Origin of the sequence: Cyclonatronum sp., from assembly GCF_022565315.1 — a bacterium.
Classification (GTDB): Bacteria; Bacteroidota; Rhodothermia; order Balneolales; family Cyclonatronaceae; genus Cyclonatronum.
Genome location: NZ_JAIUMX010000059.1, coordinates 1 through 21,223, shown reverse-complemented (window position 1 = coordinate 21,223; position 21,223 = coordinate 1). Strand labels below are relative to the sequence as shown.

The 21,223-nt window shown below is 52.5% G+C and carries 18 protein-coding genes; 12 read left to right on the top strand and 6 right to left on the bottom strand.

Annotated features, from left to right (window positions below):
• From LAT75_RS10075 to LAT75_RS10055, 5 genes are all read right to left on the bottom strand, one after another.
• A partial coding sequence (locus tag LAT75_RS10075; protein ID WP_291482536.1) for a carboxypeptidase-like regulatory domain-containing protein occupies positions 1-1,736 on the bottom strand: 1,736 nt, incomplete at its 3' end.
• A 211-nt stretch (positions 1,737-1,947) separates the two neighbouring features.
• Positions 1,948-2,658, bottom strand: coding sequence for a TIGR04283 family arsenosugar biosynthesis glycosyltransferase (locus tag LAT75_RS10070; protein ID WP_291482535.1), 711 nt, complete (start codon positions 2,656-2,658; stop codon positions 1,948-1,950).
• Positions 2,655-3,314: a TIGR04282 family arsenosugar biosynthesis glycosyltransferase gene (locus LAT75_RS10065; protein ID WP_291482534.1), complete on the bottom strand. Its 660-nt coding sequence runs from the start codon at positions 3,312-3,314 to the stop codon at positions 2,655-2,657. Before LAT75_RS10065 ends, LAT75_RS10070 begins: the two co-directional genes overlap by 4 nt.
• Positions 3,314-4,375 carry an arsenosugar biosynthesis radical SAM (seleno)protein ArsS gene (arsS, locus tag LAT75_RS10060; RefSeq protein WP_291482533.1) on the bottom strand — a complete coding sequence of 354 codons (1,062 nt, stop codon included), beginning with the start codon at positions 4,373-4,375 and terminating at the stop codon, positions 3,314-3,316. Before arsS ends, LAT75_RS10065 begins: the two co-directional genes overlap by 1 nt.
• Positions 4,375-4,710, bottom strand: a complete 336-nt coding sequence (locus LAT75_RS10055) for an arsenosugar biosynthesis-associated peroxidase-like protein (RefSeq protein ID WP_291482532.1) — start codon at positions 4,708-4,710, stop codon at positions 4,375-4,377. Before LAT75_RS10055 ends, arsS begins: the two co-directional genes overlap by 1 nt.
• A 241-nt stretch (positions 4,711-4,951) precedes the next feature.
• Here LAT75_RS10055 and LAT75_RS10050 point away from each other — a divergent pair, with 241 nt between their 5' ends.
• Entirely contained in the window at positions 4,952-5,440 is a 489-nt protein-coding gene (locus LAT75_RS10050; protein WP_291482531.1) for a hypothetical protein, read from the top strand.
• 297 nt (positions 5,441-5,737) lie between these two features.
• Here LAT75_RS10050 and LAT75_RS10045 read toward each other — a convergent pair whose 3' ends face one another.
• On the bottom strand, positions 5,738-6,556 hold the full coding sequence (locus LAT75_RS10045) for a mechanosensitive ion channel domain-containing protein (protein ID WP_291482530.1): 819 nt from the start codon (positions 6,554-6,556) through the stop codon (positions 5,738-5,740).
• Between the two features lie 393 nt (positions 6,557-6,949).
• Here LAT75_RS10045 and LAT75_RS10040 point away from each other — a divergent pair, with 393 nt between their 5' ends.
• From LAT75_RS10040 to LAT75_RS09990, 11 genes are all read left to right on the top strand, one after another.
• Complete coding sequence (locus tag LAT75_RS10040; protein WP_291482529.1) at positions 6,950-7,741, top strand: SDR family oxidoreductase; 792 nt, start codon at positions 6,950-6,952, stop codon at positions 7,739-7,741.
• Between the two features lie 171 nt (positions 7,742-7,912).
• On the top strand, positions 7,913-10,165 hold the full coding sequence (locus tag LAT75_RS10035) for a DUF349 domain-containing protein (protein ID WP_291482528.1): 2,253 nt from the start codon (positions 7,913-7,915) through the stop codon (positions 10,163-10,165).
• A gap of 221 nt (positions 10,166-10,386) precedes the next feature.
• Entirely contained in the window at positions 10,387-12,858 is a 2,472-nt protein-coding gene (locus LAT75_RS10030; protein WP_291482527.1) for a SpoIIE family protein phosphatase, read from the top strand.
• 99 nt (positions 12,859-12,957) lie between these two features.
• Complete coding sequence (locus tag LAT75_RS10025; RefSeq protein ID WP_291482526.1) at positions 12,958-13,881, top strand: hypothetical protein; 924 nt, start codon at positions 12,958-12,960, stop codon at positions 13,879-13,881.
• Between the two features lie 49 nt (positions 13,882-13,930).
• Complete coding sequence (locus tag LAT75_RS10020) at positions 13,931-14,371, top strand: DUF6794 domain-containing protein (RefSeq protein WP_291482525.1); 441 nt, start codon at positions 13,931-13,933, stop codon at positions 14,369-14,371.
• Positions 14,372-14,383: 12 nt separating this feature from the next.
• Positions 14,384-15,151: a hypothetical protein gene (locus LAT75_RS10015; RefSeq protein WP_291482524.1), complete on the top strand. Its 768-nt coding sequence runs from the start codon at positions 14,384-14,386 to the stop codon at positions 15,149-15,151.
• A 9-nt stretch (positions 15,152-15,160) separates the two neighbouring features.
• Entirely contained in the window at positions 15,161-16,222 is a 1,062-nt protein-coding gene (locus LAT75_RS10010; RefSeq protein WP_291482523.1) for a GTP-binding protein, read from the top strand.
• Between the two features lie 171 nt (positions 16,223-16,393).
• Positions 16,394-17,365 (top strand): rhodanese-related sulfurtransferase, encoded by a 972-nt coding sequence (locus tag LAT75_RS10005; RefSeq protein WP_291482522.1) that lies wholly within the window; start codon positions 16,394-16,396, stop codon positions 17,363-17,365.
• Positions 17,366-17,369: 4 nt separating this feature from the next.
• Positions 17,370-18,278 carry an RluA family pseudouridine synthase gene (locus tag LAT75_RS10000; protein WP_291482521.1) on the top strand — a complete coding sequence of 303 codons (909 nt, stop codon included), beginning with the start codon at positions 17,370-17,372 and terminating at the stop codon, positions 18,276-18,278.
• Positions 18,265-18,867, top strand: a complete 603-nt coding sequence (locus LAT75_RS09995; protein WP_291482520.1) for a hypothetical protein — start codon at positions 18,265-18,267, stop codon at positions 18,865-18,867. Before LAT75_RS10000 ends, LAT75_RS09995 begins: the two co-directional genes overlap by 14 nt.
• 363 nt (positions 18,868-19,230) lie before the next feature.
• The gene (locus LAT75_RS09990) at positions 19,231-20,946 is read left to right on the top strand and encodes a fasciclin domain-containing protein (protein WP_291482519.1); all 1,716 of its coding nucleotides are present in this window, start codon (positions 19,231-19,233) and stop codon (positions 20,944-20,946) included.
• Positions 20,947-21,223 lie beyond the last annotated feature (277 nt).

The following is a 21,223-nucleotide window of genomic DNA, read 5'->3' as shown; positions in this document are numbered from 1 at the left end:
TTCTGCAGATACAGAGCTACCTGAGCAAAAGAAACTTCGTCAAGCGGCAGCACGGTCGGGTTATCAACATCGTAGGTATAACCGATCGCGAAGTGCGAAGGGCGTACGCTTGTGTCACCGTCAATTACGGAGCGGACGAAATCATCGTAAGTTGCATAGCGGTACCATGAGTTCCAGACCGGGTTGAAGGCGTTGGCAAAAGTCATGTACTCAAATGAGGCACCGGCTGTAATCGTGTTGCGGCCGGTGAAGTACGTAAGCGTGTTCTCTACATTAAATGTGTCGTTTTCGAGCAGGTTACCAACAGTGAACAGCTCGTTACCGATCGACATATAGTACACGTTCGGGTTGCCGCCAAGGGGCTCCATTACTTCAATCATAGGGAATACGTCGCCGCCGGGCACACTGCGCTGCTGCGGGGTACTCCAGGTGTTCCCAATCCGGAAACTGTTAGCCAGGTTGTTGCCAAATGAAGAATTCAGCTCGGCAACGATAGAAGTTACCGTTGCATCCGTTGAGTAGTGTGAGTTGCGGAAGGTGATGGCTTCCGGACCAAAACGGTTGGTGTTTCTGTAGCGCTCAGACCCGGGGAACCCGCGGATACTGTTGCCGTTTACGAAGTTATCCACGAAGGAGTCGAACAAATTGAAGCGTACCATCGCACGGTGCTGCTGATTGATGTTGAAATCAAGGCGGGCATTTACACGCAGGGCTTCGTTGCCGAAGGCGATGTCTTCAAAACGACCGGGATCGAAGTCGTAGATATCCCGGATGCTGTCGCGCACAAACTGCGCCTGCTCGATGGGCACCCGTGTGATCTGCGCGCCGTCAGGGCTTTGGCCCGGACGAAGTGCACGACGGTTGTCGCCGGGGTTGTCGGCTTCTTCCTGCTCAATATTAAAAAAGAAGAAAAGACGGTCTTTAATGATCGGGCCGCCTACAGATGCCCCGATGGTACGGGTGAAGGTATCTTCTACATTGATTTCATTATCACCGATTTTGGTACCGAGGAAATCCTGGTTGCGGTAAAAGATGTAGCCTGTACCGCGGAACTGATTGGTACCGCTTCGGGTAATGGCGTTTACGTTGGCACCGGTGAAACCACCCTGGCGCACATCATAAGGAGCAAGGTTAATCTGTACTTCTTCAATCACATCAATGCTGATCGGGTTTCCGGCAGCGAACTGCGCATTACCCAAACCAAAATTGTTGTTGTACACATTACCGTCAATGGTGTAATTGTTGAAGCGGTTGTCGCGGCCGGCAAAGCTGGTTCCGCTGCTTTGCGGGGTAAGCTTGGTGAGGTCGTTGATGCTTCTGGTAATGGTCGGGATGCTCGCAATCCGGTCAGAAGTTACGTTGGTTGAAGCGCCGGTACGCTCCTGATTGAAAATGCGGTCGCCAAGGGCAGTAACCACAAACTCTTCCAGCTCGATATCTTCAGAGCTAAGGGTTACGTTCTGCACGTAGGTTTCTCCAAGGCGGAGGAACACATCTTCAATTACAAAAGTACGGTATCCCACAAATGAGACCCGGATGGTGTAGGGGCCGCCAACACGCATATTGGAGATCCGGTAGGAACCGTCAACAAGGGTGGTGGTACCGAAGGTAGTTCCGGATGGCGTGTGAACTGCGGTCACGTTAGCGCCGGGAAGGGTTTCCCCGGTAGTATCAGTTACAACCCCGGTGAGGGTAGAGGTCGTAACGCCCTGGCCAACAGCCAGAACGGGTATCATCAACAAACAAAATACGGTCAGTATAAATGACTTCATGTTCATTTTTTGAAGTGAATAATTAAGGATTGTACAGCAAGCCTAATTTACCACTTCGGGACCTTATCTTAGTTTATCATGCTGTTAACTTTTTTCAGACAGCTATATTTAAAACTGCTATAAATTAAGGATTGAAGAAACGGTTTGTCGCATTTTTGGGCTTTACAATCTCACCCTAAATTTTATTTTGCCTGATGCTGTCGCGGTAAAATTGCACTAAAAGCTGTTGCGACGCCCCTCCGTAGTGCAGCACAAAGATTACCGCGAAAATAAACTGCAGCCGCACAAAGCCGTTTTGCCTGTATTTTCTTGCAGAGGTCGTTACCTCGCCCGGCATCACCACAAATGTGTTCCGCTTTCTGAGCAGCCTTACCAGCTCGTTATCTTCCATCACTACCAGCGACTCATCGAAGCGGCCGACGGCATCAAACACCTCCCGCGTCACAAAAAGGCTCTGATCTCCGAACCTGAACGGCAGCAGATCGAAGCGGGTAAACCAGGCATACAGGCGCATCACGGCATGGGGCTCATCAAATGCGAGGCGGTAGCAGCCTGATTCCCGGCCTTCTTTAGCGCGGGCTCTAATTTCATCCAGAAAGCCGGCTGGCGGGTACGAATCGGCGTGCAGGAAGTACAGCAGCGCGCCCCTGCTTTGTGCGGCGCCGTAGTTCATCTGCGCGGCACGGCCCTTCCGGGGCGACTGCAGCACAACGGCCCCGGCTTCGCGGGCTTCGGCTTCGGTTCCGTCGTCGCTGCCGGCATCAATCACCAGGCATTCGGCATGGCCGTCGGCTTTTAGCAGCGGCATCAGAAAACGAACCAGCTTCCCGATTTCGCCCGCTTCCCGGTAGGCGGGGATGATGATGCTCACAAAGACTTTGCTCACACCTTGTCTCCTTCCCCTTCTCCCGCAAATACCGTTTCCGGCAGCAGATGGCTGAGGCGCCGCAGATCCTGCGCATCATCCAGATCGCTCAGTTCGCTCATCAGCGCGTAGCCGACCCGCTTTCGCTGCAGGATGGCGAGGGTTTCATCCAGCACCTGCGCATGGCTCCAGCGCGCAAGTTCAAAGATGCCGGGTACGAGGGCCGTCATGCCGAGCAGGAAATAGCCACCATCGGTGGCAGGGCCAGCCACAACCGGGGCGGCATCGAGGTAGCGGTAAGCCTCCCCAAGCACGGCGGGCGACATCTGCGGACAGTCGCTCCCGATAATGAGCACTTTCCCGAAACCTTCCTCAAAAACTTCTTTGAAGGCATTTTCCATGCGCAGCCCCAGCGTTTCCCCCTGCTGCACCCGAAGCCGGAACCCCGCCGGCATCGCAAAACCCGGATCGCCGGACTCCGACATGTATGCGAAAACTTCGGCCCCGCTTTCATCCGCTGCCTTGAGCGTGAGCTGCACCATAGCGCGGTACACCGCCAGCGCCTGCTCCTCCCCCACCGAGCGGGCAAGGCGCGTTTTCACCCGGCCCTTCACCGGAGGTTTCAGAAAAACGATGAGCGCTTTTTTTGGGGGGGATGTGTTTCCGGGCTGCATCATCACGCTTTGGCCGTAGCGCCTCCGCAGCTGCTGCCCGCTCCGGCCGTGCACCCGAAGCAGTGCTGATCCACGATGATGTTGCGGGCATTGAGCGCCTCCGGATCAAAATCGCGGATATGCCGGCTGCTTTCGGTTTCGACCGGAATTTCGAGCATCTGATTGAAGTCGCAGTCGTAGAGGATGCCGTTCCAGGCCACCGAAATGGTGTTGCGGCACATCACCCCGGCCGCGGCTGAGGGGTTGTAGGCCTCAACCAGCTTTTGCATGTAAGCATCCAGATTGCCCGACTGTACCAGAAACTCCAGATAGCGGCTGATCGGCAGATTGGTGATGGTGAAGAGCTTGCTGAACTCGATACCGTGCCTGCGCCGGAGGTTGGTTCTGAAATCGGCCTCAAGTGCGGCCTGATCGGCCGGCAGAAAGGCCCCCGCAGGATTGTACACGAGATTGAGCTCAAGCCCGGTTTCCGGCATGCCGTAGCCGATGCTGTTGAGGTGCAGCAGGGCCTCGACCGAGCGGTCGTAGGTGCCCTCGCCGCGCTGCTTGTCGGTCGTGAACTTATTGTAGAACGGCAGCGAGCAGGTCACTTCCATCCGGTGCTTTTTGAAGAATTCCGGAAATGCGCGGTACTTCGGGTTGGTCACCAAAATGGTGAGATTCGACCGCACAATGATTTTCCGCCCCGGCTTGCTGATGCGCTCCGTGAACCACTCAAAATCGGGGTGCATCTCGGGTGCGCCCCCGGTGAGGTCCACCGTTTGGGCGTCGAGCTGTTCGATGGCGCGGATGCAGTGCTCCAGATTTTCGCGGCTCATCATCTCCTTGCGGTCGGGGCCGGCATCTACATGGCAGTGCTTGCAGGTCATGTTGCACATGTAGCCCAGGTTCATCTGGAAAATTTCGATGCCGGTCGGCCGCAGCGGGTACAGCCCGCTCTGTTCGAGCAGCTGATGAAAGCGCGGCAGGGTGCACAGCACGGGCGTCTCCGAATTAATCACGCGCAGCTGCTCTTTGGGATCTTTCAGCGCGTGCCCTCTTGATACAAGTGAAGCAACCTTCATTACATACCCAGTTTTTTGGCCTTGTTCATCATCTGCACCCCGTGCACCAGCGAGGCCCCGCCGCGGATGGCGCAGGCTACGTGCACCGCTTCCATCATCTGTGCTTCATTTGCTCCCTTTTCGAGGCTCGCTTCGGTGTAGGCGTCGATGCAGTACGGGCACTGCACCGTATGAGCAACGGCGAGGGCGATCAGGGCTTTTTCGCGGGCTGTGAGTTCGCCTTCCTCAAAAACCGAACCATAGTAGTCGAAGAACTTCTTAGCCAGTTGAGGTTCAAATTCGGCTATATCTCCAAATTTACCGAGGTCCTTGGGGTTGTAATAAGAATTTTCCATAAAATTTTACTGCTGCTGATATTAGTGATGATTATTCTGACTCCTGTCTCGTTTAAAATACTAAAGCCCGGCTGTATTGTTCCCCCGGATTTGCCCCCGGGCCGCTAATCCGGAAAAACCAACAGCACCGAATGGCCGCAAAAAGCAGGGGATAAATCATTTTATCATAAATAGGCATGGAATTTATATCTTAGTAATCGGCAATTTATCATATTTGAACCCCCAACTATTTATCATTTCTATGAAAAAATCAATCGCATTATATGTTGTGATGCTGAATCTCGTGCTTGCATTCAGCCTTTTTAACCAGACAGAAAAAGTTCAGGCGCAATCTACTGACGGACTTACGGGCGTTGGCATCATCCTCGGTGAACCAACCGGGCTTGCAGGCCACTATTTCCTCACAGAGAACACCGCCCTCGCCGCAGGCCTTGCATGGTCTTTCTCCGGCAGCAACCGCCTTCACATTCACATCGACTATCAGATTAACAACTTTGATCTCATTTCGGTTGAACACGGCAAACTCAGTTTCTACTACGGAATCGGCGGCCGTATCCAAATCCGTGAAAACCGGGACGACAAACTCGGCGTACGCATTCCGCTTGGCTTAAACTACTTCTTTGCTGAGGGTCCTTTCAGTGTTTTCATCGAAGCAGTTCCTGTGCTCGACCTTGTTCCCGGAACTGATTTTGGCGCGAACGGCGGTCTGGGCTTCCGCTACCACTTCTAAACCGAACAGCTAAACCCGCACACAAAGCTGGTCCGCCCGGCTAAAAAACTACCCCCGCATGTTAATTTTTGGGGGAAACTCCGTGCGCATCACTGGCTGCAGTGCTGGTGAAAAATCCCAAATCAACGGCCTGTCCCCTGCTTTTTGATGCCGGCGCCCCTCAGCGCCAAACCATCCCGGGCATGATCTCACATTCGGGCCGGGTCCGAAAGTCCGCGTACTCAAAATAACAGAAGCCTGATTTCAAGCAGGAAATCAGGCTTCTGTTGTTTACACAAAAGGGATCAGTAAATGCGCTCAGCTTTTTTGCTGATACAAATGCACATCGCGCTGCGGGAACGGGATGCTCAGGCCTTCCTTATCGAAGGTGCGGTAAACCTGCTCATTCATTTTGAAGAATACGCCCCAGAAATCGCCTGAATTAACCCAGGCACGTACCACAAAATCGACCGAGCTGTCGCCGAGCTCTTTCACGGCAATGAAGGGAGCCGGATCTTTGAGGATGCGCTCATCGGCTTCAATCAAACGGTTAAGCACTTCATAAGCTTTGTCAACATCATCCCCATAAGCGATGCCGAAGGTCCAGTCCACACGGCGGGTGGGCATCATCGAAAAGTTCGTCATAGAACTTGTGGCGAGCCCGCCGTTGGGGATGATAATCACTTTATTATCGGGCGTATGCAGTATGGTATTAAAAACCTGTATTTCCTTCACAGTACCCATATGCCCCTGTGCCTGAATAAAATGCCCGATGTTGAAAGGCTTGAAGAGCAGAATCATCACCCCGCCGGCGAAGTTCTGGAGAGTACCGGAAAGAGCCAGACCAATAGCCAGGAAAGACGCACTCAGAATGGCAATAAATGTGGTCATCGGCAGGCCGAGTACTGAAAATGCGGTGATATACACCATTATTTTCAGGATAACATTGATCATGCTTCCGATGAAAGTTTGAAGGGCAACATCGGTTTCACTCTTTTCCAGGGCCCGTTTTACTAATTTGGTTAAAATGCCGGTAATATAGAGACCGACAACAAGCACGGCGATAGCTCCCAGTAGTTTAGGACCATAAGTAGCCACTAAACCAGTCAAAAACTCAGCTTTAAAATATTCTTCCATTTTTATAATCTAATTAAGTTAAAATTCAGGAATCTTGTTTGAATCCCTTACAACGTTCAGATTTCACGTATTCATAATAGCGCAAATGTGCGTTATGGCGGGGGGAGCCTTACAAGCTGTGAAGCTGGTTCTCATTCCTCATAAAAAACACTACCATTCTGCAAATCATATTTTATGCACACTATAGATGCCGATCTGTAACCGAATACGTTTATAATTGTGATCCTTAAAATAAGAAGATACCCTTTACAGCCAAAAAGCGCTAAGGCTGCGCTTACAGATCATTTACAAATACCCTGCCCGAGGTTCAAATCCGGCACGAATCGGGCCTGTAAGCCGTTGTTACAACAATAAATTTTAACCTTTCAAATCATTTCAAATCATAATTACGCTATGAAATCCTTTTATGAGGGTACAAGCGCGCTCATTACCGGCGCTTCATCCGGAATCGGGCGCGAGTTTGCCCTGCAGCTTGCAGCCCTCGGCAGCACGCCTGTACTGGTTGCAAGGCGCAAGGACCGGCTCGAACAGCTGGCCGACGAAATCCGCACCAAGTATCAGATTGAAGCCTGCGTTATCGCTGCCGACCTTGCCCTGCCACATGCTGCTGCCGCCTTGTACAGCCACACACAGGAAGCCGGTCTGAAACCGGATATTCTTATAAATAATGCCGGTTTTGGGTTTCAGGGTGCTTTTTTGAAAGGTGATGCCCGTACCTACCATGAAATGACCATGCTGAACATCACGGCTCTCACCGAGCTAACCTACTTTTATCTGCCGGCAATGGTTGAACAGGACAAGGGTGGTATTCTTAATGTTGCATCAATGGCAGGCTTTGCTCCCATCCCCTATTTTGCAGTGTATGCCGCCACCAAAAGTTACGTTAACAGCCTGGGATGCGCCCTATGGCACGAGATGAAACAAACCGGTGTGCATGTATCAACGCTTTGCCCCGGCCCCGTTCAGACTGAATTTTTCCAGGTATCGGGGGCCCGGCCTGAAGACCTGCCCGTTCGGAACATCCAATCTGCCCGGGAAGTTACCGAAGTTGCCCTTTACGCACTTTCCAAAAACGAAATGCTGGTACCTACATCAGCAACTCTGAAAGTTATGCATAAAATAAGCACCTTTGTACCGCTCAAAGCCAACATGAGCACTGCCGCGGCTTTCATGAAAAACAAATAAGTATCTGCAAATGCCGCTGCACAGCTTCTGCCATGCCTCTTCACAAGTTCTTTCTTTTGTGGGGAGGCATTTTTTTATGTGTAAAATGAACTTAATTTGATAACTTCGGAATCTGTATCATTGCTCAAGCGCAATCCACTAATAGATTCTTACAAACTTACCACAGGAAGCATGCAGACTGAAGCGAACAGTTCGGATGAAGTTTTATTCGAAAATGATTACTGCCTCGTTACAAGCGAAGGCAACCTCACTCTTAAAGCCAACGCTTTATTTGAAACCAAAACCATCGAACAGGGGCTCACAGCCGACACTGCTGCTGCGCGTATAGCCCACTTCGAGCAGGCTTTCGCTGCCCTTGAGCGGCAGCAGCGCGAAAAAATTGCCGGGCTTCCGGCACTTTTCAGCGAAGAGGAAGCCCTCAAAGCCAAAGCGGAGCTCACAGGCACCTTAGAGACCGCTGCTGCCATCGGTGATTTTGAAGCGCTTCACACTGCACTTACTTCCGAAATTAATGCAAAAGTCGTAGCTGCTGAAACAGCCTCCGACACAGCTGATGAAGCTGAAGCGCCTGCTGAGGTTTCATCCGAAGAGCCGCAGGCTGAAGCTGAAGCGGAAGCGGAAACCGCAACCGCAACTGAAGGCGAAGGCGAAGGTGAAGCTGAAACTCCGGCAACTGTGGCTGAGCCGGCAGCCGAAGCAGCAAGCTCGGAAGCGGAAGCCGAAGAACTCAGCCCGGAGCAGTTCTACCGCCGCCTCACCGAAAAAGCAGCGGCTCTTGCTGAGGTCAAAAATACCAAAGAAGCTTCCGGTCAGTACGATCAGCTCAAAGAAGCCTGGAAATCAGGCCCGGCTTTTGACCATGTTGATTACTACAAGCTTAAAGACAAGTTCGAGCAGGTTGAAAAAGACCTGGAAACCCGTCGTCTTGAATATCAGAAGCAGCAGCAGCAAAAACGCGAAAATAACCTCAAATTCAGAGATGAGCTGCTTGGCCGTATCCAAAAAATTATCGACTCCAAAAAATGGAAGGCTTCCGGTGAAATCAGCGGCCTGAAGCGGAAGTTTGAAAGCGTAAAACCGCTGCCACAGGAAGGCACCGAAGCTCAGGAAGCCCGCCTCAAAGAACTTTCTGAAGTGTTTGAAGCACACCGTGTTGAATACATCGTGGAAATGCGCAAAAAGGAAGAAGAAAATGAGCAAGGCAAGCGCCTGATTCTCGATAAAATGAAAATCACTATTTCCAAAGCTAACGAAAATACAACCGACTGGGATCAGCTCGATGCTGAGCTGAATCAGCTGGCAAAAGACTGGCGCAAAATCGGTCGGGTTGCTAAAGAAGTTGAAGATCAGCTTTGGAATGAATTTCACCAACTTCGCGACAAATTGAGCGAGGTCCGGCTTGAGTTCGACCAATCCTACCGGGAAGCAACTGAAGAGAATATCCGCAAGCGCGAAGCCCTCATTGAGAAGGCAAAAACGCTAAAAAATGCTGAGAGCCTGGCTGAAGCCTCCCGTGATATCAATAACCTGCATAAGCAGTGGAAAGAAATCGGCCCCATCCCGCAGAAAAAAAACGATGAACTATGGGAAACGTTCAAAGCTGCTACCGACGAGTTCAACAACTACCGTTCTGAAAACAGTGAGCGAATAATCGAGGAAGAAAACCAAAACCTCGAGCAGCGTGAAAAACTCATTCAGCAGATTGAAAAGCTTATTGAAGACGGTGCATGGAAAGGCAGCACTAAAAATGCAGAAGATATTTTCGAGAAGTGGAAAAGCATCGGCCCGGTACCCCGCAGAAAGTCAAACTCTACCTGGCGGGCTTTCCGCAAGCTGATCGATACCTACTACAAAAACCGGCGGGAACATTTCAAGAATATCCGTGCTGAACAGCATGATAACCTCAAACAAAAGCAGGCTATCGTGACCAAAATCAGCGAGCTTTCTGAATCTGAAGATATAGAAGCAGCACTGGAAGAAGTAAAGCAGCTGCAGGAAGAATACAAAGCTATTGGCTTTGTACCTATCAAACAGAAAGACAAAGTTTGGGATGCTTACCGAAGTGCCTGTGATACTTTTTTTGGTAAGCTGCGTGAGCGCAGCCCCAAAGGCGGGCAACGCGGCAGCGGACGCTCCGATTACGGTGGCGGCAGAGGCGGCAGAAGCAATGCGCCGGTTTCTGAAAGCCGCAAACTATCCAACGATTTGTTCCGCCTTCGTAAAGAAGCCGACGAAATCCGCAATCAGATTCTGAATTATGCCGATACCAAAACCTACTTCAAACCCAACAAAAAGGGTCAGAAGTTGATTGACGAAATTCAGAGCAACATCGATCAGGCACAACTGAAGCTGGATCAGAAAGAACTGCAGATTCAGGAACTTCAGGCTCAGCTGAACGATTTGGAGTCCGGCACCAACGAATAGGCGTTGCCGCAGCAGCACATCCCCTCGTAAAAAAAACCCGGTTCATCAGAGCCGGGTTTTTTTTTGCATCGTTCGCAGTTATTTTGAGATAAAGCGTTAAACCGCAACAATTACAGCTGAAGGCGTACAGTAGTGCTGCCACCCTATACGACACCCGGCATCCTCCCCCTTTCGCATTCGCAGGTTTTTCTCCTTTCCCAACCATCATTCTACACCCGACTTTGCCACAACGCGCATTCAATCCTGCCCGCATCATCGACCGCCCCGGCCTGCAGTTCAGCTACCTGGGTGTTATCGGCATTGTCGTTTTTTTACTGCTTAGAAGCAGTTTTGATTTCTACATGGGCATCTCGGAAGCGCTGAATAAGCAGGAAGCTGCTGAAACAGCCCTTACTACCGCAGCCCGCCTTGGTCTACAAACGGATACGGTTAGCGTGCTCGCACTTCGGTTTCACGAACCGGCTCTGTTCCGGCAGCTGCAGCATGAGCTGCCCGGCACACCTTCCCCACAGCAAGTAAACCGCTCAGACCTGCCCATTTCCGGCTGGGATATCGGTGCCGGCCGCAAAATTGAAGAACCCGGGTTAATTGCAGGCCCCGACAATCTTTTCAGCCAATCCGGCCTGTTCCGAATCAGGCTCAGCAATCAGGGAAACATCATCTCATTCGAGACCGGTAATGACGCGCAGGTCGTTATCGGGGGCCGTCCCGATGCGCCTGGTTTAATCTCACTGGCTGACTCTGTTTTCGGCTACAACCTTTCCAATTACCTGTTCACCGAAGAGGAAAAGGACCGGGAAGGGCGGCAGCGCTTCACCTTTGAGCGCGGGTTTGCGGGCTTAGGCGGGCCACATAAGGTCACTTTTAACGTCAGTTTTCCGGCAGATAACACCGAACACTTCCTGCTCAAACAGTTTTCCGCTTCATTTACAGCCGAAAAACCGGTCCCCCTGCCCGGCTTTGGTCAGTTTTGGCAATCTACCTCTATTATGCTGTCAGTTGTGTTTTTCGCCCTTCTGATTCTGGCAACATCCGTGAGGCAGATATTCAGAGGTCGTATGGAATGGAAGCGAAGTCTCTTTATTTTCGGCAGCGTAACCTTCGCTCAGTATCTTTGGCAGGTTCTTTACCTCACCGGTACCTTTTATGCTTTTTTTGATGTATCCATCATTGCCATCGATCAGCTTTCACAGCTTATCAGTGCCAGCCTTTACGGGCTGTATGCAGCCTTTGCCTATGTAGCCTGGGAATCGCTCGCGCGTGAGCTCAAAAGCGGGCAGATACCCGTAATTGATGCCGTTTGGCGTTTCGATTTCATGAAGCATGAGGTAGGCGCCGGTATCCTCACCGGCTACGGTTTTGCCGGTTTCTACTTTGCCATTCTGGCACTGAGCCTGTACAGTTTCAACCTGTTGCTGCTCCCTCAGGACAGCCTGCTGGAAGCAAGCCGCGAAGTAGTATCATCTGCGCCGGGCCTTTCCATTTTCCTGAACAGCTGGCTGGTTTCCATGATTTTTGTAATTGCGCACGTGGGCCTGTGCTACAATATCATCTGTTTTACAACCCTTGGTGAAAACCTGCGCATGCTGCTGAGCATGCTTATTGCAGCCCTTAGTATTTTCGTACTGCTGCCCCCTTTCAGCAGCGACGGCAGCCTGTTGCAAACCTTCATCATCTGCCTGATTCTGAGCATACCGCTGGTTCTTGCTTACCGCTACTTCGGGATCGTTTCAGCCATTATTTCGTGGTTTGTCTTTTTTGCCGGGCTCCGGCTGCTCTCTCTCATCATTTTTGATGATATTTTTTATACCTGGCAAACGCTTTTCCTGATCGGTGTTTTAATCGCACCCTTCGCTCTTGGCCTGGTTTCGGTACTTTACGGCAACAAGCTCAGCACCGTAAGCTCGTATGTACCTGCTTACGAAGAAACCATCCAAAAACGGCTCCGCTCCGAAAAGGAACTCGCCATCGCCAAGGAAAGTCAATTCAACCTGCTGCCCGCTAAGGCGCCGGAACTTCCAAGACTTGACGTATTCGGGTTTTTCTCCCCTTCTTATGAAGTTGGCGGTGATTTCTATGATTATCAGGTGCTTTCCGATGCTTCAGGAAAACCCGAAAAACTGGCGCTCTCCATTGTTGACGTTTCCGGAAAAGGTATGCAGGCCGCCTTTAATGCGATTTTCACCAGCGGGCTGCTGCTGAGCCGCATTAGCACAGACAGCCCCGCCGAAGTGCTAACCCAAATTAACCCGACGCTCTGCAAAAAAACCGATCCGCACACTTTTATCACCTGTCAGGTAGGTTACATCAATCTTAACGATCTCACCCTTGAGCTTTCAAACGCCGGTCACTGCCCGCCCATGCTTAAGCGCAACGGCAAGTGCGAATACCTGAGCCTGCCTGCGCCTCGCTTCCCACTTGGCTTTATACCCAAGGTGCAGTACACCAATACTCAAACCCGGCTCGAGGAAGGCGACCTGCTGCTGTTCTACTCCGACGGCCTGCCCGAAGCTCAAAGCCCGACCGGCGACCGTATGGATTTCGAACGCCTGCGCCTCTACATTGAAACACTCGATACCGGCACAAAAAAATCAGCAGCCATTTGTGAGGAAATCAAACGGTTTATCCTCACATTCAGTAACTACGAACTGGCAGACGACACCACCCTGATCTGCATCAAAATTACCGCATAATGCACCTGTTTTGACGTTTAAAGCTACCAATACACTCCCTGCGGCACATAACATATCTTCCTGCCAAAACACGCTTACCTGTTCCTGCATTTTTTTGTAATGAATACTAAACCTTCCCTTTTCAGCCGCTCAGCCGGCTTTTTTCTTTTCATTTTAGGGGTGATGTTTTTCCAGCCCGGGCCAGCCTTACCGGCGGGTCTCACTCCCCTTTCTGCTGAGCCCTTTGTTAATCAGGATGCTGACCGCACCGCTCTTGCTCGCGAACTTTACGAACTCGCCCGCCTCGATGCCTTCACCCGAAACACCACAAGTAACATTCAGGAAATTATTCTGGACCTTACTTCAGATCAGCAGGATGAAAGTTTTAGTGCAATTATTCTTGATGCTTTCAATTACGAACTGATGGAATCAGTCATGCTCAGGAGCCTCAGCCGAAGTATTCGTGAGCAGCAGGCCGCTGATGCCGCTGCTCACCTGCAGCTGCCTGAAATCCGGGAACTTACCCGTCTGCTTTACGATAACAGCACCGATTTCAGCGACCCCGAAACCGAAGCCGATTTTCAGACCTATCTGCTTGAAGCAGAGCTCAACCCGGAAGCATTCACGGAGCGAATAAGGCTGCTCAGCGAAATCCTCCGGGTTTCCCAAACCGCACGGATTACCGTTCAAAGTATCGAGGATTTTCTCACGATCATTATTTTCGCCCTCAATCAGACCAACAGTGAAGAAGAACAGCTAAACGATCGGCAGTTAAATGATCTCATCATCTCACTCCGATCAAATTTCCGGCAATTATTTGATAATGTTCTGCTTTATGTAGCACTTTATGCTACCCGCTATACCGATGAGGCCATTCTCGAACAGCATCTGCACTTTTTACAGAGCGAAAGCGGAGGGTGGTTTATCCGGGCGTATAACAATGCGGTGCTTAACGGGTTTGGGGAAGTGAGCGAGAAAGTTGCTGCAGGGCTTGCTGCCCGGGCCATTCAACAGGCCCAAGATTCCGACGCCTTTGACGATTAATTTGTATCTTTCACATTGAGCTTCCTCTAATTTTATCCTGTTTTTAATTATGCGTGTAGCATTATTTAAAGTCATCCTGCTGAGCGCAATTTTATTAGCCGTTCCTGCTTTTGCCTCCCCGGCATTTCTCCCCGATTACCTTGTTACAAACCAGCAAAGTCCGCAACCCAGAAATGTTCAGCAAGCCGTAATTACCCTTGCCGCAGAACTGAGTGAAGAAACCCGCGCACGCTACCTGGCAATGGAAGAAGAAGCTTTTGTTGGCTATGGCATCGGTCAGTCTGAGCTGGGCAGCAGCCTTATCGGGAGGTGGGAGCTTGGCGGCTACAACCCGCTCACAAACTTTTTTACCAGTGAGGGCCTGCGCACACCGCCTGAAATGGCTGAAGTAATCCTAACGAGCCTGCACCGCTACCTCAACGGCCGGCCGATGCAGCTGCAGGATCAGCTGCGTGAAATGCGCGCTTTTTGGGAAGGAGAAAATCAGTAACACCATTTTATTATGAACAGCAAAGCAACACAGCAAACGGGAAGCAGCAGTCCGCGGATAATTGCCGCGACCGTGCTTGCCGTATCTTTGTGGCAGCTCTGCCTGCTTATGCTGTTCACTTTTGAGGCACAGGCCTTTCTGCTTGCAGCCGTAACGGGCATGGCCATTGCGAGCTGCTCCGGTTTCCTGGCTCTGTATTTTTCAGAGAAACCGCACCGCAATCAGGGCATCTTTGTTGTGCTGCTGCTTGCCTGGTACCTGCAGATTATTACCCTCCCCAACGACCGTTTCGATGCCCGCCCTGCCGATGAGTTCCGCGCTGCCATTGGCCTGATGCTCAAACCGGATGTAATTCAGGCCGATTTCCTGTTTCAGCGCCCGCGTGCACCTTATGCCACGGCTACCGCAGCCGTGCACAAATATCAGGATGATCTGCCCGAGCATTCCTGGTACATCCGCTTCAGCGACGACCCGGCCGATTCCGGGCATTTGTTCAATATCCGAAATGAAGTTGCAGCAAGCTCTCATCCTCACTTCAGAAATGCACGTATTTTTGAAGGTTATCTGGTTTTTGAGGTCGATCAGTTCGGGGAAAGTGTTCTGTACCGGCTGCCGCTGAACGGTGAGGCCATCCCGTTTACCGCTTACGGTGTGCCTGAAACCGGCGCTTCGGGCCACGATATGTACACGGCAGAGGTTTTCCCGCACATTCTTTCCCCAGGGCAGCAGTCCCGCTTTCACACCCTGTTTTTTCACCTGCTAAACCTGCGCTTTCGCTAAGCTATTTTTATGCCTGAAACTGAACCATCACCGGCCGCTGCACTTCCCGTAACCCTCATTACCGGCTTTTTGGGTGCCGGCAAAACAAGCCTGCTCAATCAGCTGCTCACCCGCAGCGACGCCGGCCGTATTGCAGTCATTCAAAATGAATTCGGCGAAATCAGCATCGATCACGAGCTTGTGCTGCGTGAAGAAGACGGCATCTTCGAGATGCAGAACGGGTGCCTGTGCTGCACCGTCCGCGATGATTTAATCCGGGTGCTGGAAACCCTCAAAGCGCGGCGGCAGGAATTCGACCGCATTGTGATTGAAACCACCGGTATGGCCGATCCGGTGCCGGTCGCGCAGACGTTTTTCAGCAGCATCTACATTCAGCGCGATTTCCGGCTCGACGGCATCATCACCGTTACCGATGCCCTGCACCTGAGCCGGCAGCTCGCCGAAACCGCCGAAGCCCGTCAGCAGCTGCTCTGTGCGGACCTCATCCTGCTCAACAAAACCGATCTCGCCGGCGAGGCGCAGCAGGCCGAAGCGATCAAACTCATCCGCGAAATCAACCCCGAAGCCCCCGTGCTGCCGTGCACACAGGCTGAGGTGCCCATCGACCGGCTGTTCAGCATTTCCGTTTTCCATCCCGACCGCCTGCACGGCATCGAAGCTTCCTTCGGGGATGATCCCGAAGCCGACCACACCCATGAGCATCAGCATGAGCACGAAACGCATCACCACCATCATCACACGCCCGCAGTGCACAGCGAGGGCGTTTCGTCGTTCAGCCTGTCGGTTCCCGGCGAGATGGATCTCGAGCGGCTCGACGCCTGGCTCGGCATGCTGCAAATGCTGCACGGCGGCACCCTCTACCGGATGAAGGGCATCCTCAGCCTGCCCGGCGAAACCCGCAATTTCGTGTTTCAGGCCGTTTTCAGCGTTATTCAGGGTGATTTCGGCCGGGAGCGGAAACCCGGTGATGCCCCCCTGAACCGCTTCGTATTTATCGGTAAAAACCTGAACAAAAAGCTGCTCGAAGAAGGCTTCCGCGCCTGCCTCGTTCAGCCGGCAGCGGCTGACTGAGTTCTCCCGCATTTGTCCGCTTTTTAAAACTGTCGTATTTTTGGGCCTCCGGAAAAATCCCTTCCGGCTACCGCCTTTCAGGCCTTTACCGGTTTCTGGTGAAGGCTTTTTTTTGATGCTCATCCCTTACCTCAGCGGCACCGGTGCCGCACCTCCAATTTCCCAGATTTTATGTTCCCGGTATTACTCTACTACAATTTCACACACATCGCTGATTCGCAGGCCTTCCTAAAGCGGCAGCGCGATTTCTGCAAAGCTCACGGACTGCTTGGCCGCATTTACGTTTCCGAAGAAGGCATCAACGGCACGGTTTCGGGCACGCGTGAAGCAACCGAGGCTTACAAGGAAATGCTTCGGGCTGAGCCCGGCTTCGCGGATACGGAGTTCAAGGAGGATGAAGCCGACCGGATCCCCTTCGCGCGCCTGAGCGTAAAACTGCGCCCCGAAATTGTGACCATCAAAAGCCCCATCCCCCTTGACCCCTCCACCGAAGGCGGCCGGCATCTGAGTCCGCAGGAGTGGAAAACGGTGATGGAATCCGGCGATGACTACGTGATTATCGATGCGCGGAACAACTACGAGAGCAAGGTCGGCCATTTTGAAGGCGCCATCCTGCCGGACCTCGAAAACTTTTATGATTTCCCGCAGTGGGTAGATGAGCAGGCCGAGCAGGAAATTCCCAAAGACAAAAAAGTACTGATGTACTGCACCGGCGGCATCCGCTGCGAGAAGTTTTCCGTGCTGATGAAAAAGAAGGGCTGGCAGGATGTGAATCAGCTGCACGGCGGCATCCTCAACTATGCCAAAGAAACCGGAGGTGTACATTATCGGGGGAAGTGTTTCGTGTTCGACGACCGGCTTGTGGTGCCGGTAAACCCCGACGATGAGGAGCCGGTAGCGCACTGCGAAATTACCGGCGTGCCGGCCGATACCTACCTGAACTGCGCCAATATGGAGTGCAACCGCCTGTTTATCTGCACGGAAGAAGGCGCCCGGCAGATGGAAGGCGCCTGCTGCGAAGCCTGTAAAAATCACCCGTTTAAGCGGCCCTTCAACCCGGACAACGCCTTCGCGCCCTTCCGGAAGTGGTACAAATATTTCGGGGAAGAGTTCAAGGCCCGGGAAACCGGCGGCTGTAGTTAAGGTGATGCGCGAAGCGCAGCGGCCGCCTGCCGGAGAATGCAGCCCCGTGCGCATTCAGCCGCCTTACGCCCACACCTACGTGTTCCGGGTGAAGCCCGCTGATGCAGGCAAAACCCTCCTTGCTTTTTTGCTCGAGCGCTTCCCCTTCCGCGAGGAAGCCGGCTGGAGGCGACGGATCGCCGACGGACGCGTGCAGCTCAACGAGGCCCCGGCGGCGGCGGCGCAGCTGCTGAACCCCGGCGACCACATTCAGCACACCAACCTGAGCGTAACCGAACCCTCCGTGCCCGACGCGGTTCAGATTATTTCGGTCGCGGATGATTACCTGCTCGTAAACAAACCTGCGCCCATGCCGGTGCACCCCGGCGGGCGCTACAACCGGAACTGCCTCACCGAAATCCTGGCCGAAAGCGGCTACCCGCAGCTGCACCTCATTCACCGGCTCGATGCGGTTACATCCGGACTCATGCTGCTGGGCCGCAACGCCGCATTCAGCCGTGAGGCCGCAGAGCTGTTCCGCACCGGCGGAGTCAAGAAAGAATACGCGGCCCTGGTGCAGGGCGCGCCCGCGTGGGACCAAACAAGCTGCGAACAGCCCGTGCGCCGGGCGAAGGGCTTTCGGTTTGAGTGCCATCCGGAGGGTAAACCGGCACGGTCGGTGTTCAGGGTGTTGCAGCGGGGCGGGCAGCTCAGCCTCGTAAGCTGTGAACCCGTAACCGGGCGCACGCATCAGCTGCGGCTGCACCTCGCCTGGCTGGGCCACCCCATTGCCGACGACCTCGTGTATCAGCCGGGCAACGCGCACCGGCTTCAGAACCGGGCCATTTACCTGCACAGCACCGTCCTCAAAATTCCCGCACTTGCTGTTGATGCAAGCCTGCCCGTACCTTCACACTGGTATGAAAAACACTAACACCTTTTTGCGGTTGGCTGCACTGCTGCTCAGTTTTGGGCTGATGGCAGCAGGATGCGGCATATTCGAAACCCGCACGCCCGAAGAACCCGGTGCGGGCAGCGGCAGCGGCTTTCAGCAGCCCGACCGGGCCGAAGTAGTGATCCGCAACCTGCAGTCGGCCATAGCCGGCCTCAATACCCTGAACTACATGCGGAGCCTGAGCGAAGACGGTTTCAGCTTCACACCCTCCGCCTCGGCTTTCGACAACGACCCGCAGATCTGGCAAAACTGGAGCCGGCTTAGCGAGGAAAATTACTTCAACAACATGCGGGGGTCAGCGCAAAATCAAAGCGGCCATGCGCTTGTGCTCTCCGACGAAGAGCGTACGCCCCTGCCAACCGGCGGCGAACGCTACACGGCAACCTACTCGCTCACCATCTTTCACAACCGCACGGGGCAGGGCATCCCGACCGTTGCGAGCGGCACTTTCATCATGGATCTGGTGCAGGGTGATGACGGCCTTTGGTCGGTTCAAAACTGGACCGACAGTGCCGGCGGCTCGCAGTTTACCTGGAGCGATTTCAAGGTTACTTTCTCGCGCGACTAAGTCGGCAGCCGCTGCCCGCCATACTGAAAAAGGAGTGCCGCCATCCCGAATTCTTCAAAAGATGCACCGGAATAGCCACGTCTGAGGCCGTTTTTAAGAGCCCGCCCTTTCTTTTTTTGTAAAATCGAACGCAGCGCAAAAGCTCCGTTTGTGTGGCTCATCAGCATGCCAGGGCTGCCTCCAACTACATGCTGTACAGCAATTTGGCGGGCAGCTGAAGGACCGGCTTACCGCTCAGAAAACATTTGTTGTAACATGTAAAGACCAAAAAAACGGAACGGCTTTCATAGGTACATGAATTTGATGGGGTGTTATGATAGCAGATCACATCCACAAAAAACAATTCAAAACTATTCCATCATCATGAAGAATCTGAACATTCTAATTCTCATTATCGCATTCGGTTTGTTTGCGAAGGCCTGCGACAGCAGCAGCTCCACATCACCAATTGTACCTGATGACCCTACCATTGTTGACGTTGCCGCAGCCAACGAGCAGTTTTCAACCCTGGTTGGCGCCCTCGAACAGGCCGGTCTGGTAAGTGCTCTTGAAGCAGCCGGTCCGTTTACCGTATTTGCACCAACAAACGATGCTTTTGCAGCTCTTCCTGAAGGCACACTTGAAAGCCTAACTGAAGAACAGCTGGTCGATATACTAACCTATCACGTAATCACAGCTGAAGTTCCCTCCGGTGCCCTTCAGCCCACACAAACCGTAACGGCCCTGAATGATCAGGAACTTTTCGTGACTGTAAACAACGGAAACGTAACCGTAAACGGCCTGTCAGGTGTTATTACCGAAGACATTACAGCCTCCAACGGTCTGATTCATGCAGTAGATCAGGTACTTCTTCCCGACGCTTTCAATAATATTGTTGAAAACGCGCAAAAGCGTTACTTCCTCAGCGCACTCGTATCAGCCGTAGTTGATGCCAACCTTGCCTCAACACTTGCAGATGCGGACAGCGACTTCACGGTTTTCGCTCCAACAAACGAAGCCTTTGACGCCATTGCCGATGTGCTGCCAACCCTGAGCCCGGAAGAGATTACCAACATCCTGCTTTATCACGTACTTGATACCAGCGTGCTCTCAACCGACCTACAGGGAGAGCAGACCGTAACAACGCTTTCCGGCGATGACATCACCGTAACAGTTGCTAACGGCACCGTTACCATCAACGGAACCTCAACCGTGATTTCAGCGGACAACATTGGCACAAACGGCGTGATTCACGTGATTGACAGCGTGCTGATTCCCGCTGCCGAAGACAACACCATCCCCGGTATTGCAGCAGGAAATCCTGATTTCTCCACCCTCGTTGATGCCCTCGTTCAGGCCGACCTCGTAGGTGCCCTCTCCGGTGAGGGTCCGTTCACCGTGTTTGCGCCTACCAACGACGCCTTCTCAAACCTACCTGCGGGCACGCTCGAAAGCCTCTCGATCGATCAGCTCACAAACATCCTTACGCTTCACGTACTTGCAGCAGAAGTGGCTTCCGGCGACCTCGCCCCTGAGCAAACCGTAACTACGCTGAACGGCGAATCCATTTTCGTTACCTTCGACGGCACAACCGTAACCGTAAACGGAAATGCCGCTGTTACGCTTGCTGATGTACAGGCCTCAAATGGTCTGATTCACGCCATTAACAACGTGCTTCTGCCGGATGCTTTCGGCAATGTAGTGAACAACGCACAGAAGCGTTACTTCCTGAGCACGCTTGTTGATGCCGTTGTAAGCGCAAACCTTGCGGGTGTCCTCAGCAATGCTGATGCCAACTTCACCGTGTTTGCCCCGACCAATGCGGCCTTCGAAGCCATTGCGGATGTAGTTGAAACCCTCACACCCGAGCAGCTCACCAACGTACTGCTCTACCACGTACTTGATACCCGCGTGCTTTCAAGCGCAATTTCAGGCGAGGCAGTTACTGTACCGACCCTGCTCGAAGGTCAGAGCGTTACGGCACAGCTGGTAAACGGCAATGTTGTCATCAACGGCAGCGCCACGGTAACCGAAGCAGATGTTGACGGTACCAACGGCGTAATTCACGTAATCGACGGCGTACTTATCCCTGAGCTGTAATAACAGTTCAAGTAAAGCTTTTCAAAAAGGCTCCTCTTTCTTAGAGGAGCCTTTTTTTGTGTTTAGATCCGGCACTCAGCCGCCAAAATAGCTGCGCGATACGGGCAATCCCGGAAATCTGCCTGCTCCTGAACACCTCTCAGCTTCCCTGATTTTTTTGAAGGAAGACGGATTTGATCTTGCTAATTTATAATTATAATATCTATATTTGATTTTAGATACTGCTTACAAAATTCTGAACTGTGTCGAATACATTCTCAGCTAAGTCGGCTCTGTA